The 14466-nt window shown below is 62.4% G+C and carries 12 protein-coding genes; 5 read left to right on the top strand and 7 right to left on the bottom strand.

Going from position 1 to position 14466, the window contains the following annotated elements; all coding sequences use genetic code 11:
* Positions 1-102: 102 nt before the first annotated feature.
* Positions 103-1869, top strand: a complete 1767-nt coding sequence (locus tag QZ564_RS17085) for an ABC transporter ATP-binding protein (protein WP_297112575.1) — start codon at positions 103-105, stop codon at positions 1867-1869.
* On the top strand, positions 1866-3764 hold the full coding sequence (locus QZ564_RS17080) for an ABC transporter ATP-binding protein (RefSeq protein WP_297112570.1): 1899 nt from the start codon (positions 1866-1868) through the stop codon (positions 3762-3764). The genes QZ564_RS17085 and QZ564_RS17080 overlap by 4 nt, the downstream gene beginning before the upstream one ends.
* A gap of 197 nt (positions 3765-3961) precedes the next feature.
* On the opposite strand, the gene QZ564_RS17075 is transcribed toward QZ564_RS17080, so the two are convergent.
* The 5 genes from QZ564_RS17075 to QZ564_RS17055 all read right to left on the bottom strand — a co-directional run bounded on the left by QZ564_RS17075 (position 3962) and on the right by QZ564_RS17055 (position 8917).
* Positions 3962-4936, bottom strand: a complete 975-nt coding sequence (locus QZ564_RS17075; protein WP_297112567.1) for a heparan-alpha-glucosaminide N-acetyltransferase — start codon at positions 4934-4936, stop codon at positions 3962-3964.
* A gap of 146 nt (positions 4937-5082) precedes the next feature.
* On the bottom strand, positions 5083-6930 hold the full coding sequence (recQ, locus tag QZ564_RS17070; RefSeq protein ID WP_297112564.1) for a DNA helicase RecQ: 1848 nt from the start codon (positions 6928-6930) through the stop codon (positions 5083-5085).
* Positions 6931-6979: 49 nt separating this feature from the next.
* Positions 6980-7843, bottom strand: coding sequence for an SDR family oxidoreductase (locus QZ564_RS17065; protein ID WP_297112561.1), 864 nt, complete (start codon positions 7841-7843; stop codon positions 6980-6982).
* 10 nt (positions 7844-7853) lie between these two features.
* A complete protein-coding gene (locus tag QZ564_RS17060; RefSeq protein ID WP_297112557.1) occupies positions 7854-8168 on the bottom strand; it encodes a plasmid stabilization protein in 315 nt (104 codons plus the stop codon).
* Between the two features lie 182 nt (positions 8169-8350).
* Positions 8351-8917, bottom strand: coding sequence for a DNA-3-methyladenine glycosylase (locus tag QZ564_RS17055; protein ID WP_297112555.1), 567 nt, complete (start codon positions 8915-8917; stop codon positions 8351-8353).
* 144 nt (positions 8918-9061) lie between these two features.
* On the opposite strand from QZ564_RS17055, the gene QZ564_RS17050 reads away from it, so the two are divergent.
* The 3 genes from QZ564_RS17050 (at position 9062) to QZ564_RS17040 (ending at position 10884) form a co-directional block, all read left to right on the top strand.
* Positions 9062-9985 carry a VOC family protein gene (locus QZ564_RS17050; protein ID WP_297112551.1) on the top strand — a complete coding sequence of 308 codons (924 nt, stop codon included), beginning with the start codon at positions 9062-9064 and terminating at the stop codon, positions 9983-9985.
* Positions 9986-10096: 111 nt separating this feature from the next.
* Positions 10097-10642, top strand: a complete 546-nt coding sequence (locus tag QZ564_RS17045; RefSeq protein ID WP_297112548.1) for a DUF924 family protein — start codon at positions 10097-10099, stop codon at positions 10640-10642.
* A 62-nt stretch (positions 10643-10704) separates the two neighbouring features.
* The gene (locus QZ564_RS17040; protein ID WP_297112544.1) at positions 10705-10884 is read left to right on the top strand and encodes a hypothetical protein; all 180 of its coding nucleotides are present in this window, start codon (positions 10705-10707) and stop codon (positions 10882-10884) included.
* Positions 10885-10917: 33 nt separating this feature from the next.
* Here QZ564_RS17040 and QZ564_RS17035 read toward each other — a convergent pair whose 3' ends face one another.
* A complete protein-coding gene (locus QZ564_RS17035; protein ID WP_297112540.1) occupies positions 10918-12714 on the bottom strand; it encodes an ABC transporter ATP-binding protein in 1797 nt (598 codons plus the stop codon).
* A gap of 509 nt (positions 12715-13223) precedes the next feature.
* Complete coding sequence (locus QZ564_RS17030) at positions 13224-13970, bottom strand: hypothetical protein (protein WP_297112536.1); 747 nt, start codon at positions 13968-13970, stop codon at positions 13224-13226.
* Between the last annotated feature and the right edge of the window lie 496 nt (positions 13971-14466).

The raw sequence follows: 14466 nt of genomic DNA, 5'->3' as shown, positions 1-14466 counted from the left end.
AACTGACGTCTGGATACTTCCTTGATAACCCTCAAGGCTGGCCGCGAGCGTTCGCGCGGCGATGCTCGGGACCATGTCGCAGCCGCCCATGCCGGCAAGGGCATGGGGCCGCTTTTGCGCATCACCCTGTTTTCCCTCCGCCACCCCTTTCAGGCGAGCCTGGCGGTTGGCGCCACGATCATTGCCGCCACGCTGCAACTGACGATCCCGCGCCTGTTGGGGCAAGCCATCGATCAGGCCCAGAATGTGCTGAGCGTCGCCGGGGAAGGGGCGCAGGAAGCGCTGGTGGTGACGGCACTGACCTTGCTCGGCGTCTCGGTGGCGCGTGGGCTCTTCACCTTGGTGCAGAACTACTTTTCGGAAAGCGTCGGCCACCATGTCGGCTATGAATTGCGGCTGGCCTTCTACGACAAGGTCCAGCGCCTCTCTTATTCCTACCACGACCGCGTCCATTCCGGAGACCTGATCACCATCGGCCTGCTCGACCTTGATGGCTTGCGGATGTTCTTTTCGACCGGCCTGGTGCGGACCATCCTGCTGGCCGTCTTGATCGGCGTCGGCGCCTGGATGCTGATTTCGACCGATCTGGTCCTGGGCCTTCTGGCCCTCAGTTTCGTGCCCTTCGTGGCCTGGCGCTCCTCGGTCGCCCAGCTCACCCTGCGCGCCACCTGGTTGATCCTGCAGCAAAAGCTCTCCGTCCTGACCCGCGTCATGGAGGAAAATCTCGGCGGCATTCGCGTCGTCCGTGCCTTCTCCGGCCAGAAGCACGAGCTGAACAAGTTCGACACGGCCTCCAAAGACGCACTCGAACTGGCGCATCGCCGTGTTCAGGTGCGGGTCAAGAATACCTCGATGATGACCTTTTCCTTCTTCGCCGCCATGGGCCTCGTCCTCTGGGTCGGTGGCAATAAAGTCATCGCCGATGAAATGAGCGTCGGCACGCTGGCGAGCTTTCTCACCTTCATGACCATTCTGCAGATGCCCGTGCGCCAGCTCGGCTTGATGGTCAATTCCTATGCCCGCGCCTCCACCTGCGGCGACCGCTTCTATGCCTTCCTCGACGCCCCGGTTGAGATCGAGGACAAGCCTGCCGCTACGCCGCTCAACATCAGTGAAGGCGTGCTGCGTTTCGAGGACGTTCACTTCACCTATCCGGGCGCTTCGGTGCCAACCCTCAACGGCATCAGCTTCGAGGCCAGGCCGGGCCAGACCATCGGGATTGTCGGCGCCCCGGGCAGTGGCAAGTCCACGCTCGCCCACCTCATTCCGCGCTTTTACGATGTCACCTCCGGCCGCATCACGCTCGACGGCCAGGACGTGCGCGACGTCACCCTTGAAAGCCTGCGCCGTTCGGTCGCCGTGGTGCAGCAGGATACGTTCCTCTTCACCACCACCATCGAGAACAACATCGCCTATGGCGATCCCTGGGCCAAGGAACGCAAGATCGAGCGCGCCGCCGAAAGCGCACAATTGCACAATTACATCATGGGCCTGCCCGCCGATTACGACACCGTCGTGGGTGAACGCGGCGTCTCGCTTTCCGGCGGCCAGCGCCAGCGCCTGTCCATCGCCCGCTCCCTCGTGCTCAGGCCCGCCGTCATGGTTTTCGATGATAGTACCGCGGCCATCGACGCTGGCACCGAGCACCGCATCCGCTCCGCCATCCGCCGCTTCGCCAGCGACCGGGTCACTATGATTATCGCCCATCGCCTGTCCTCGCTCATGCATGCCGACCTGATCCTGTTCATGGACGATGGCCGGATCATCGAGCGTGGCACCCACGAAGAGCTGCTCGCCCAGGGCGGCCGCTACCGCGCGCTCTACGACCTGCAGACGCGGCCCGCTGACATTCCGGAGGCCGCACAATGAGGGTGATCGAGGACGACGAACGCGAAATGGCCACCGCTCCCGGCCAGCGGCCGCCCCGCGCCACCGTGGGCAGCCATCGCATCGAGGAAGAGGTCTTCGGCAAGGCCTATGACCCGCGCACCGTGCGGCGGATCTGGGCCTATGTGCGTCCCTATCGCCTCAAGATCTATCTTTCCGTCGCGGCGGTGCTGATCTTCACCGCAACGCAATTGGCCATTCCGCTCATCATCGGCAATGCCATCGACAATTCGCTGGTCGCTGGCGGCGATCCGCTCAACCTGCTCTGGGCCGTTGGCGCCTTCGCCGTCGCCGTGCTCCTCAATTTCGGCGCCTCCTGGGTGCAGGAAACCCAGGTCGGGCAGGTTGCCGAAAACGTGCTGTTCGACATGCGCCGCGCCATGTTCGCCCAGCTCCAGCGCGTTTCCCTGAGCTATATGGACAAGACCGAGGTCGGCCGGTTGATGAGCCGGCTGCAGGGCGACGTCAATTCCATGCAGGAATTTCTCGAGACCTCGGTCATTTCCGTTGGCGACATCGTGCTGCTCTTCGGCATCATCATTGTGCTGTTGAGCCTTGATCCCTGGCTGGGACTGGTGACCCTGATCACCATGCCGGTGCTGTTCATCATCCGCATCTTCTGGTTGCCGCCGGCCAAGCGGGCTTTCTGGGCCGCACATGAAACCAATTCATTGACCGCCGGGGCCATGGCCGAGGGCATCAATGGCGTGCGCACGGTGCAGAACCTGGATCGCCAGAAGGTCAATTTCGACCTTTATGACGACAAGGCCTATCATAATCTGCGCAACCAGCTGACCGGTTCCAAATTCGCCCAGGTCATGGTGCCCATCGTCGATACGCTGACCGGCATCTCCATGGCCACGGTCGTGGTGGTCGGCGGCGCCATGGTGCTCAATGGTGCCCTGCAGGTCGGCGTCGTCGTGGCGTTCCTGTTCTATGTGCAGCGCTTCTTCGACCCGATCCGCTCGCTCACCATGCAATATTCCATCATGCAGCGCGCCATGACTTCGGGCCGTCGCATCACCGAAGTGCTCGACCTGCCCACCGTGATCGAGGACAAGCCCGACGCCGTCACCCTGACTGGCGACATGGACGGCTCGGTCGAGTTCCGCAACGTCGTCTTCGGCTACGATTCCAGGCGCCCGGTGCTGAAGAACGTGTCCTTCAAGGTCAATCCGGGCGAAACCGTTGCCCTGGTTGGTCCCACCGGCTCGGGCAAGACATCGGCCATGGCCCTGGTTCATCGCTTCTATGAGGTGCAAGACGGTGCCGTCATCGTCGGCGGCCATGATGTGCGCGATGTTACCCAGGAGAGCCTTGGCGAACAGGTGGCCATGGTGCTCCAGGAGCCGTTCCTGTTCACCGGCACCATCTTCGAAAACATCCGCTACAACAAGACCGACGCCACGCGCGAGGATGTCATCGCGGCGGCCAGGGCGGTGGGGGCGCATGAATTCATCGATCGCTTCGCGGATGGCTATGACACCATGCTTGAGCAGCGCGGCTCCAACCTGTCGCTCGGCCAGCGCCAGCTATTGAGCTTCGCCCGCGCCCTGGTGGCCGATGCCAAAATCCTCGTGCTCGACGAAGCCACCGCCAATATCGACAGCTATACCGAGCGGCAGATCCAGAAAGCGCTGGAAATCCTTCTCAAGGGTCGCACCGGCATGGTCATCGCCCATCGCCTGGCCACCATTCGCGGGGCCGATCGCATCATCGTGTTGCAGAATGGCGAGAAGATCGAAGAGGGCAATCACGACCAGCTCATGGAACTGGGCGGGCTCTATTCCAAGCTCTACAACATGAACTATGCCAGCTTCGACGACATCCCCGACGAGCTGGTGGCCGGGGTGAATGCGCGAGAGGCGAGCACCTGAGGCCGACCCCCCACCCTTGATCCCTCCCCACAAGGGGGAGGGAGACGATGAACAGCAGTGTCTTCCCTTGCGCCTCCCTCCCCTTGATGGGGAGGGAATGAGGGTGGGGTGATCCCAGGCCGGTACGATGCTGTATGGACCACTGGGTCAGGCCCGGCGGTGACGATGAGGGATGGCATGGGCACAACAAGGCGGGACTACTCCACCCCAAGCTCCGGATAGATCAGCGCCGAACATTGCCGGTTATTGGCATCGAGCTTGGCCTGGTCCTCGGCCGACACCAGTCCGGAAAACACCGGCTCCCAGAGATCGTCGCGCTTCACGCCCTCCAGCCCGCATTGGCAATAGATGGCGCAAAGTGCCGCCGTGGTGCCGCTTTCCTCGCAACTCATCTGGCAGGAATTGAGAAAATCCATGTCGCGGCTCGCTTCCTGCGTCCCCAGAGCCATGGACAGCGGCATGATCACCGCCAGCAGCAGCGGCTGGTGCGCCAGATAAATGACCAGGCTCCACCGTCCCATCCAGCCCAGCACCCGCGCCACCACATGGCGCGGCTGGATCGCGGCCATCCGCCGCTCAACATCACTGCCCCGAACCAGCCGCATGGCCAGAACGCCCAGCAGTACTGCCCCGAACCACGGAAATAGCGGCACCAGATCATTGGTCGGCGGAGGCACCACCCAGAACCCGATCCAGGAAAATATCTTCTGGTTGTAGAGCGGATCGGCAAAGCCGAAATGCAGCCCAATGACCACAGTTGCAACCAGCCCTGTCAGCCAGAGCGGCGTGAACAGGAAGGGCAGGGCGAGGAGGCTCGTCAGCGCAATCGCGTGCAGCACCCCGAAATAGACAAAGCTGTCGGGGAAGGCGAACCAGGTCCCGAGGCTGATCAGCGCCGCGCCACCCACCACGAACAGCCAACGCCGCCAGAAGCTGCGCCAGCGCACCCCATCCCCATGCCCCAGCACCAGCCCCACGCCAACCAGAAACATGAAGGCGAACAGGATCGTGCGGGCGAAGAATACCCAGCCGGGATCGAACCCGACATCGACGGGAATGAAACGGTAGAACGCCAGGTCCCAGCACAAATGATAGAACACCATCGCGATGATGGCGACGCCACGGGCGACGTCGATCACGGGGATGCGGAGGCGTTTGGTTGCTTCGTTCATGCGAAGGCCCCCTCACCCGGATTGCTCCGCAAACCGACCTCTCCCCCCAGGGAGAGGTGCTGTCGCGCGCTCGATTTGTTCACCTCTCCCTTTGGGGGAGAGGTCGGCCGAAGGCCGGGTGAGGGGGCCTTCGGCTCGAGCATCATCTACGCCTCAAACCCCCGCACCACCGCCAGAAATGCATCCCCATACCGATCCAGCTTGCCTTGCCCCACGCCGGGCAGGTTCAGCATGTCATGTGGATCGGTCGGCTGGGCCAGCGCCATGGCTTTGAGCGTCGCATCGTGGAAAATCACATAAGGCGGTACGCCCTGCGCCTTGGCCAGCCGCAGCCGCTCCTCGCGCAGCGCCTCGAAAAGCGGCTTGGCATGTTCGGGTACATCAACCGACCGCGCCAGCGAGCGGCGCACCTCGACCGACTTCTTCGGCCGGTCCTTGCGCAGCGTCACATTGCGTTCGCGCTTGAACACGCCGTGAGCCGCTTCGCTCAGCGTCAGCGCGCCGTGATTGGCGTGGTCGACCACGATCAGCCCCATCGCCGTCAATTGCCGCAGCACCGATTGCCAGGCCCGCGCATCCAGCTCTTTGCCCTGTCCGAACACTTTCTGGTGCTGGTGTCCAAAGCGGGTGACCTTTTCGGTCTCCTTGCCCATCAGCACATCGATGATATGGGCCGCGCCAAAGCGCATGCCAGTGCGATAGATCGCGGCCATGGCCTTGATGGCAGCGTCCGTGCCATCCCAGCTCTCCACCGGCGAACGGCAGGTGTCGCAATTTCCGCAAGGCTGCGGATAAGTTTCGCCGAAATGCGCCAGGATCGCCTGCCGCCGGCACGAGGCCGTCTCGCATACCCCGAGCAGCGCATTGAGCTTGCCATGCTCGACACGCTTCACCTCATCAGGCGCATTGCCCTCGTCAATCATGCGGCGCCGCTGCACCACATCAGCCATGCCATAGCTCATCCAGGCATCGGCGGGCTGTCCGTCGCGCCCGGCGCGTCCGGTCTCCTGGTAATAGGCCTCGATCGAAGCAGGCAAATCCATATGCGCCACATAGCGCACATCGGGCTTGTCGATGCCCATGCCGAAGGCGACCGTCGCCACCAGGCACAACCCTTCTTCCTTGAGGAAGGCGTCCTGATTGGCCGAGCGCAGTTCGGCGCTCATTCCGGCATGATAGGGCAGGGCGCGGATGCCCTTATTGCTCAGCCAGTCGGCAATGTCCTCCACCTTGGCTCGGGAGAGGCAATAGACAATGCCGCTCGAACCCTTGTGCCCGGACAGGAACTCCAGCAACTGCTCGCGCGGCTTTTCCCGCTCGACAATGGAATAGGAAATATTGGGCCGGTCGAAACTGGTGGTGAACACCTCGGCCTGTTCCAGCCCCAGCCGCTCGATAATGTCTTCGCGCGTCGTCGGGTCCGCCGTGGCGGTCAGCGCAATGCGCGGCACGCCGGGAAACAGCTCCACCAAATGGATCAGTTCGCGATATTCCGGCCGGAAGTCATGCCCCCATTGGCTCACGCAATGGGCTTCGTCGATGGCAAACAGGGCAATGCGCGTATCGGCCAGCATATTGGCAAAGCCCGGCGTCGCCACGCGCTCGGGCGCCACATAGAGCAGGTCCAGCTCGCCCCGCCGCAATTGCCGGCGTACCTCGCTCGCCTCTTCCTGGGTCAGCGAGGAGTTGAGCGCCGCCGCCGCCACGCCCGCTTGTCTTAGCGCCTCGACCTGGTCGCGCATCAACGCGATCAATGGCGAGATCACAATGCCCACACCATCCCGGCAGATGGCCGGGATCTGGTAGCACATGGATTTGCCCGCACCGGTCGGGAACAGCACGACCGCGTCGCCGCCCTCGGCGACATGCTCGATGACATCGGCCTGCTGCCCGCGAAACGCCTTGTGCCCAAAAATGTCGCGCAGAACCGCGAGCGGCGTCGGCCGCTCGTGGCGATGGGGCGAGAACAGGTCGAGCGACTCAAGGGCTTCCACAGCCCTTTTGAATCATGGCCGGATTCGCGAGGCAACCGGCGCGCCGGGTTTAACCCCCGATGATCTCCCCACCATTGGGGTGCAGCACCTGGCCGGTCATGTACGAGCTCTCGTCTGAGGCGAGGAACAGATGGCTGGTCGCCACCTCATTGGGCTGCCCAGGTCGGCCCAGAGGCTGGCTGGCTCCAAACGCCGCCACCTTGTCGGCAGGAAAACTGGCCGGGATCAGCGGGGTCCAGATCGGGCCGGGTGCCACGCCATTGACGCGAATGCCCTTGCTGGCCAGGCTCTCCGACAGCGAGCGGGTGAAGGCGACGATGGCGCCCTTTGTCGCCGAATAGTCCATCAGGCTGGGCGAGCCGCGATAAGCGGTGATCGAGGTCGTGTTTACGATGGACGAGCCTTTCTTGAGATAAGGCAGCGCCGCCTGCGTTAGGAACATGTAGCCGAAGAAATTGGTCTCGAAGGTGCGTCGCAACTGCTCTTCGGAAATGTCCTCGAGATCGGTCTGCATATGCTGCTCGGCAGCATTATTGACCAGCACGTCGATAGTCCCGAACTGCTCGATCACCTGCCCCACGACCGTCTCGCAAAAGGCCTTCTCGCTCACATCGCCGCGCAGCAGCAGCGCTTCCTTGCCCTCGCCTTTTACCGCCTCGGCGGTGATGGTCGCATCCTCGGTTTCCTCGAGATAGACCAGCGCCACCTGCGCCCCCTCCCGGGCGAACAGCACCGCGCAGGCCCGGCCGATGCCGCTGTCCCCGCCGGTAATGATGGCCACCTTGTCCCTGAGCCGGCCATTGCCGGGAAATTTTGGCATATAGTCGGGCTTGGGATGCATCTCGCTTTCCCGTCCCGGCTGATGATCCTGGGTCTGCGGCGGATTGATCTGTTCGGCGGCCGAACCTGACATGGCGGGTCTCCTAGTGATGCGTGCGCTCTTCGTTCTTCTTGCGGGTCTCCGCGGCCTTCTTGGCCGAAGCGGAACGCTCCGAGGCGGGGCGACTGGCCGAAGCCTCGCCGCCTTTCTTGCCACCCTTGTGGGCGGCCGGATTGTCGGTATGCGTGCCGCGTCCGGAACCCGATTTATTGCCGCCGCCATCATCCTTGTTGACGGTGGCCCAGGCCCGCCGCTCGGCTTCCTCATGGGAAACCCCGCGCTCCTCGTAGCTTTCCTCGATATGCTCGGCCTTGCGCTTCTGCTTGTCGGTATAAGCGCTCTTGTCACCCTGGGGCATTCTCGCCTCCTGCTTTGGTGTTCCGTGGACGGCGCGGATGGGACAAAGGCCTGGGTCAGGTTGAGTGACTGATGCGGGAAACCGGAAAAACCGCACCAAAGCCCTATACCACCACGTCCGGTTGACGCGCGCCGGCCTGCTGCTCCAACGGCGCAGGCTGGATGCGGTTGCCGCCGGGCCGATCACAAATCGGGCTGCGTGGGCTGGAGCGGCTTGCTGAGAAACAGCGAATTGCGCTTGACGAAGCGCCAGGGCGTATCGGCCCCCTTGGTGATGCCGATGCGCGGCCCGATGCCGATATCGTGCACCTCATCTGCCGCCTGCACCACAAAAGGCGGCTGGTCCAGCACCAGCCCGTCATGCCGCAAGTCAATGCCCAGCGCCTGGGCCAGCTTGCCGGGACCCGAACAGAGGTTCCTGTCCGCAACGCCGCCCCGCTTTGCCCGCATCGCCTCCAGCCCCTCAACGGGCTCCAGCGCCCGGATCAGCACCGCGCTCCCCGGCCGGCAGACGAAATTGAGGCAATAGTGAATGCCATAGATCTTGTAGACATAGGCATGCCCCGGCGGCCCGAACATCACCCGGTTGCGTGGCGTGGGCCCACGAAAACTGTGCGAGGCCGGATCAGTCTCGTCATAGGCCTCCACCTCGACGATCTGCCCGCCAGCACCCTCGAACAGCAGGGTCGTCCCGATCAGCCCGCGCGCCACCTCGAGAACCGGTCTGTCGAAGAATGAGCGAGTCAGCATGGCGGCACGCTAGCCCGGTTTTCCGCTCTCCTCCAGCCCATCCAATTACCCCCATTGTGGCGAACAATGCCTTCGTCAGGGTTCTATTTGTCCAAACCCTTCCGCGCGCTATCTCTGGGGTCACAGAGTTTTCAGGAGGTCGACATGATCGACACATCCATCCAGACCAATGTCCGCTCCAAGCCGCTGCTGCCGCTCAGCACCACGCTCGGCCCCGTCCACATCGCCGTCACCGACCGGCAAAAGACCCTCGCCATCTGGCAGGATGTGGTCGGCCTCGACCTGATCGAGGAAACCGGCAATGCGCTGCATATGGGTGCCGGCGGCAAGGTGCTGATCGTGCTCGAAACCGGCGCCACCGGCCCGGTCGTGCCGCGCTCCATCGGCCTTTATCACGTCGCCATCCACGTGCCGTCCCGTGCCGATCTGGCGCAGATGGCCGTGCGCGCCCTCCAGCGCAATGTCCGCATTTCGCCAACCGATCATCTGGTGTCCGAAGCCATCTATCTCTGGGATCTCGACGGCAACGGTATCGAGATCACCTTCGAAACGCCCTGGCGCGGTTCGCTGGGCGATCCCGACAAGGGCCAGACCTATGCCGTCACCGCCGAGGGCAAACCCCATTCGGGTCGCGACCCTATCGATCTCGATGGCCTGCTGGGCGAACTCGGCGCCGACCCCTTGCTTGTCCCCCGCATGCCGTCGGGCACCCGCATCGGCCATGTCCATGTCCATGTGAACGACCTGGGCATTGCCATGAACTTCTACCGCGACGTGCTCGGCTTTGCCGGCCTGATGCTGATCCATTCCTTCGGCATGGGCGATGTGGGCCTGGACTACATGCCCCATACGCTGGCCTTCAACATCTGGTCCGGCCCCAATGCGACCCTGCCGCCTCCTGGTACGGCTGGCCTGCGCTGGTTCACCATTGTGCTGCCCGATGCCGAGAGCCTCGCCGCGCTCAAGGGGCGCCTCGAGCATGCAGGCGCCCCGCTCGAGGTGATCGGCAATGAGCTTGAAACCCGCGACCCCTTCGGCAACCGCATCCGGCTCGAACTGGCGGACTGAACCCAATCCGCCGCAAAGACCTGCCTATCCCGCTTGGGCTTGACCCAGGGGGGATAGGCTTGCATGCAGGGCACCGCAGGAAAAATCAGCGACCAATTCTTGGAGAGCGCCATGCAGGGACCAAAGGCCGTCATCGATTTCTGGTTCGTCGAACACGGTCAGGACGACTGGTTTGGCGGCAAGCCCGAATTCGACGCCGCCCTGGCGGAACGCTTCGCCGATCTTCACCCCCAGGTGGCCCGTGGTGAAGCCTGGGCCTGGCGCGAGACGCCGGAAGGTCGCCTGGCCGAGATCATCGTACTCGACCAGTTCTCCCGCCAACTCCATCGCTCAAGCCCCGAAGCCTTCGCCCAGGACAAGATGGCCCTCGCCTTGGCTCAGGAAGCCGTTGCCGGTGGGCATGACATGGCCGTGGAGCACGAATGGGCGATGTTCTTCTACATGCCCTATATGCACGCCGAATCCCTGGTCATCCAGAATGAGGGCGTCAGGCTGTTCGAGGCCTATGGCAACCAGAACAATCTCGATTTCATGGTCAAGCACCGCGAGACCATCGCCCGCTTCGGGCGCTTCCCCTTTCGTAACCAGGCCTTGGGACGCCAGAGCACGGCCGAAGAAGAAGCCTATATGCGCGAACAGCAGGACCGCAGTTTCTGATCGCGCTGCCGCAGGCAACCCCTTGGCCGGCCACCCGTTAGCCCTCCAAAGGAGGCAGTGACATGGAATATGGCGGACCGGCAGTCTGGTTGATCGTGCTCACCATCGGCGTGGTCGTCCTGGGCGTGGCGATGATCTACGGCATCTCCCGCAATCGGCAGCGTACCCTGTCCGAAAAGCAGGCCACTGAGGCCGAAACCAGGCGGGGCTACGAAAAGCAGGATCGCAACGAACCCGAATAGCAAAGGGCGGACCGTGAAGTCCGCCCCCCTTGTTCAGGCCACCAGGCCCTTGGTCAGTTCTAGCGCCTGGCGCTCGAACAGCCGGCGATAGATACCGCCGCTGAGCCGGATCAGCTGCTCGTGATTGCCTTCCTCGACAATCTTCCCCTTGTCGAAGACCAGCAGCCGGTCGAGCGCCCTGACTGTCGAGAGACGGTGCGCGATCACCAGCGTGGTCCGGCCTTCCATCAGCCGTTCCATCGCCTGCTGGATCATCACCTCGCTCTCGCTGTCGAGACTCGATGTCGCCTCGTCCAGGATCAGGATCGGCGCATCGGCAAGGAACGCCCGGGCGATGGCGACGCGCTGCCGTTCACCGCCCGACAGTTTCACACCGCGCTCACCCACCAGCGTCTCGTAGCCCTTGGGCAGGTCCACGATAAAATCATGCGCATTGGCCTGTTGGGCCGCCTCGACGATCTCGGCGCGGCTCGCCCCGGGCCGGCCATAGGCAATGTTCTCGGCCAGGGTGCGGTGGAACAGGATGGGCTCCTGCTGCACGATGGCGATCTGCCCGCGCAACGAGCTTTGCTGGTACTCGGCAATGTTCTGCCCATCAATGGTAATGGCGCCGCCATTGACGTCATAAAGGCGCTGGATGAGCTTGACGAATGTCGTCTTGCCCGAGCCCGAGTGCCCCACCAGCCCCACCCGTTCGCCCGGTTCGATTTCGACCGAAAAGTCGCGATAGAGCGGGGTGGGGTGCGCGCCATATTGGAAGGTGACGCGGTCGAAGCGGATACCACCCTTGCCAATGGCTATCGGGGTGGCACCGGCCCTGTCGTCAATGCCCAGTGGCATGGCGGTCAAGGCCACCAGCTCTTCCATGTCGTTGACCGAGCGCTGCAGGTTGCGGATATGCATGCCCACATCGCGCAGATAGCCCTGCAGCACGAAGAACATCGCGAGCACAAAGGTGATGTCGCCCGGGCTGGCCAGCCCCTGCGTCCACATATAGAGCCCGGTGCCCAGAATGCCGGCCTGCATGGCCACCATCAGCACGCCCTGCAGGGTGCCGTTAAGCGTGCCGCGCTTCCAGGTGCGGCGGGTGCGGCTGTCCCATTTGGACATCACATGCCGCATCCGGCCCTCTTCGCGTGCTTCGGCGCCGAAGGCCTTCACCACGCTGTTGCAGCTCACCGCATCGGCCAGCGCGCCGCCCAGCCGTGTGTCCCAGGCATTGGCCAGGCTCGCCGCCGGGGCGACATAGCCCATCGACATGGCAACGGTGAAGCCGATGTAGATCAGCGAGCCGACGGCCACGATCAGGCCCATCACCGGCCAGTAGCTGCCCAACAGGATCGAGGCGCCCACCAGCATCACCACTGATGGCAGCAGCGCCACCAGCAGGATGTCGTTGAGTGCGTCGAGCGCCCACATGCCGCGGGTAATCTTGCGCACGGTCGAGCCGGCAAAGCTGTTGGCGTGCCAGTCGGTCGAAAAGCGCTGCACCCGGTGGAAACCGTCATTGACGATGTCCGCCATCATCTTCAGCGTCAGCTTGATGATGCCGTGGAAGATGAAGAAGCGCAGCACCACACTGGTCAGCCCCAGGCCGACAACGATGGCGAAGGCATTGATGGCGTCCGTGGTGGCCGAATTGTCGCTGCCGGCAATGGCATCGACGATACGACCCGAAAACAGTGGCACCATCACCTCGGCCAGCGTCGAGGCGATGACCAGCGCACAGATCAGCACGATCCGGGCCGGCTGCCCCCGCCAGTGAGCGAAAGTGAAGCCGAGCACATTGCGAAAGGCGTCGGCGCGGAAATCGAGCTTCTGGCGACTCATTTGGTGTGTCCGGTGCCGTTCTCCGGACACCGGTTCCTCAAAAGAAGAATGAAAGAGGGCAGTTGGGGCCTGAACAGGTCACGCCAATGGCGGGGCTCAACTGCAGGTAGTGACGGAAAAACCGCGAGTGGTCAGGCCAGGGTGGCGGACCACGGTGAGCAAGGACCTAACCGAGGCGCTTGCCCGCGAGGGGAGAGTACATCAATGCTGTCATGCAACGCCTCCCCTGTTCTCGAAATTGAAGCGGCGAACGTTTTCTAACCAAACCGTTCGCCCTTGCCAATGCCAAATATGTGATCAGATCACTTGGTGATGCAGGAAGGACACAGCGTCGTGGACCAGGTGGACGGCGTGGCTTGGGGTCAGTCAACGGCGTGGAAGTCGTCCAGCAACCAAGGGCACCACCCTCGGCCCTGAGCCGAGCGCACTATATTTGGGGTGTCTTCGGTGGGGTGGTTTGCCGACTGGCAAATTTTTGGAGAATACAAAGGTATTCCGGACACGCATCTCTAGCGTCGCAACCATCCAATTGCACAGGAAATTGATGGCAGGGCTGTAAATCCGTCCCGTGACCGCTCTGGGTGCGGGCTATCTGTCTGACCCGATCTAGAGCAGTCGAGAAGCGCGGCTAGGACTGGAAGTCGGACCAACCGAGGTGGCGCGTCCTGATACCCGGCTGCATTGGGTATAGGGAAGCCAGCGAGGTAGTCCATCGCAACCGATAGGCAGTCCGATAGGCTCTTTTGGGGAACACGGTCGAGGTCAATGAATACCGCTGCCTGAGCAGCCCACGTTTCCCGATCTGTGCTGACGGTAAAGGCACAAGGATCGAAGGTGAAATCCAGCGTTATAAGGTAATCGCGATAGTTCGATCCGATATGGGTACGTTGCTCAAACTCTTCGATATGGTCGCCAAGCCGACGGTAAAAATTGAATGACACCAAAGGGAAAGCGCCGTATTCCTTGAACTCCAGTCTTCCTTCAAGATCGGCATTGAATCCTCGAACGGCTTGAGCGAACTCCTTGGGACGTTCGCCGAGCACCTCATAAAATAGCGTACTGCTAGGCCAGACGTATATGTCGGTCGCCGAGCCCAACCCATCCAAAAACGCTACAGCGCTCTCGTGGGCGATCTGTGCTGAAGAACCGCTAGAAAAGGTCAGTGCTGCGTCTTCCGCTCTAGCGAATGAATACGGATGTGAGCCCACATACAGGAGCAAGCAAAGCCCGACTTTGATGGAAAGGTGATTGTTCAAGCGTCGCTCCTGGACTGGGTAGCACTACACAAAGTTGTCGGTAGTCGCACCCAGGAGCAAGTTCTCTTCTGTCATAATTCGCTCGCTCCGACAAAATTGGGCTAGCGATGATACCGAATGGCAGGTTCTAGGAAATGATGTGGTGCACGGGAAAGTCTCAAATGGGGTCGGATGTCGCCCCCTTCTCCTCCCTCCCCCTTGTGGGCTTCGAACCGGCCGGAGGCAATTTCGCTCCGGTGGAGCGAAATTAGGTGAGAAGGCCAAGAGAGCTAGGCTCGAATGGCTGGAAGCGAGATAGGACTTAGCTTCGGCTAAGTCCGTTGAGTCGAGCAGGGTGGGGGGTGCCGGCCTCTCAACGCATTGAGACGGCAGACAATTCACAAAATAATCCCCGCCCCTCCATCCTCCCCCATAATCTCCCCGTCCTCACCGACAACACGCGGTACCGACGAAGTGCCGGGTGAGGAGGCAGGCCGCACGGTGTCGATCGGGCGGA

Origin of the sequence: uncultured Devosia sp., from assembly GCF_913055165.1 — a bacterium.
Taxonomy (GTDB): Bacteria; Pseudomonadota; Alphaproteobacteria; order Rhizobiales; family Devosiaceae; genus Devosia.
Note: the sequence above shows the minus strand (reverse complement) of the source record. Positions and strands in the feature narration are given on the sequence as shown.

Coding starts and splice junctions, on each gene's coding strand:
- QZ564_RS17085 (WP_297112575.1), top strand. CDS start 103: ATGGGGCCGCTTTTGCGCATCACCCTGTTTTCCCTCCGCCACCCCTTT.
- QZ564_RS17080 (WP_297112570.1), top strand. CDS start 1,866: ATGAGGGTGATCGAGGACGACGAACGCGAAATGGCCACCGCTCCCGGC.
- QZ564_RS17075 (WP_297112567.1), bottom strand. CDS start 4,936: ATGAACGAAGCAACCAAACGCCTCCGCATCCCCGTGATCGACGTCGCC.
- QZ564_RS17065 (WP_297112561.1), bottom strand. CDS start 7,843: ATGTCAGGTTCGGCCGCCGAACAGATCAATCCGCCGCAGACCCAGGAT.
- QZ564_RS17060 (WP_297112557.1), bottom strand. CDS start 8,168: ATGCCCCAGGGTGACAAGAGCGCTTATACCGACAAGCAGAAGCGCAAG.
- QZ564_RS17055 (WP_297112555.1), bottom strand. CDS start 8,917: ATGCTGACTCGCTCATTCTTCGACAGACCGGTTCTCGAGGTGGCGCGC.
- QZ564_RS17050 (WP_297112551.1), top strand. CDS start 9,062: ATGATCGACACATCCATCCAGACCAATGTCCGCTCCAAGCCGCTGCTG.
- QZ564_RS17045 (WP_297112548.1), top strand. CDS start 10,097: ATGCAGGGACCAAAGGCCGTCATCGATTTCTGGTTCGTCGAACACGGT.
- QZ564_RS17040 (WP_297112544.1), top strand. CDS start 10,705: ATGGAATATGGCGGACCGGCAGTCTGGTTGATCGTGCTCACCATCGGC.
- QZ564_RS17035 (WP_297112540.1), bottom strand. CDS start 12,714: ATGAGTCGCCAGAAGCTCGATTTCCGCGCCGACGCCTTTCGCAATGTG.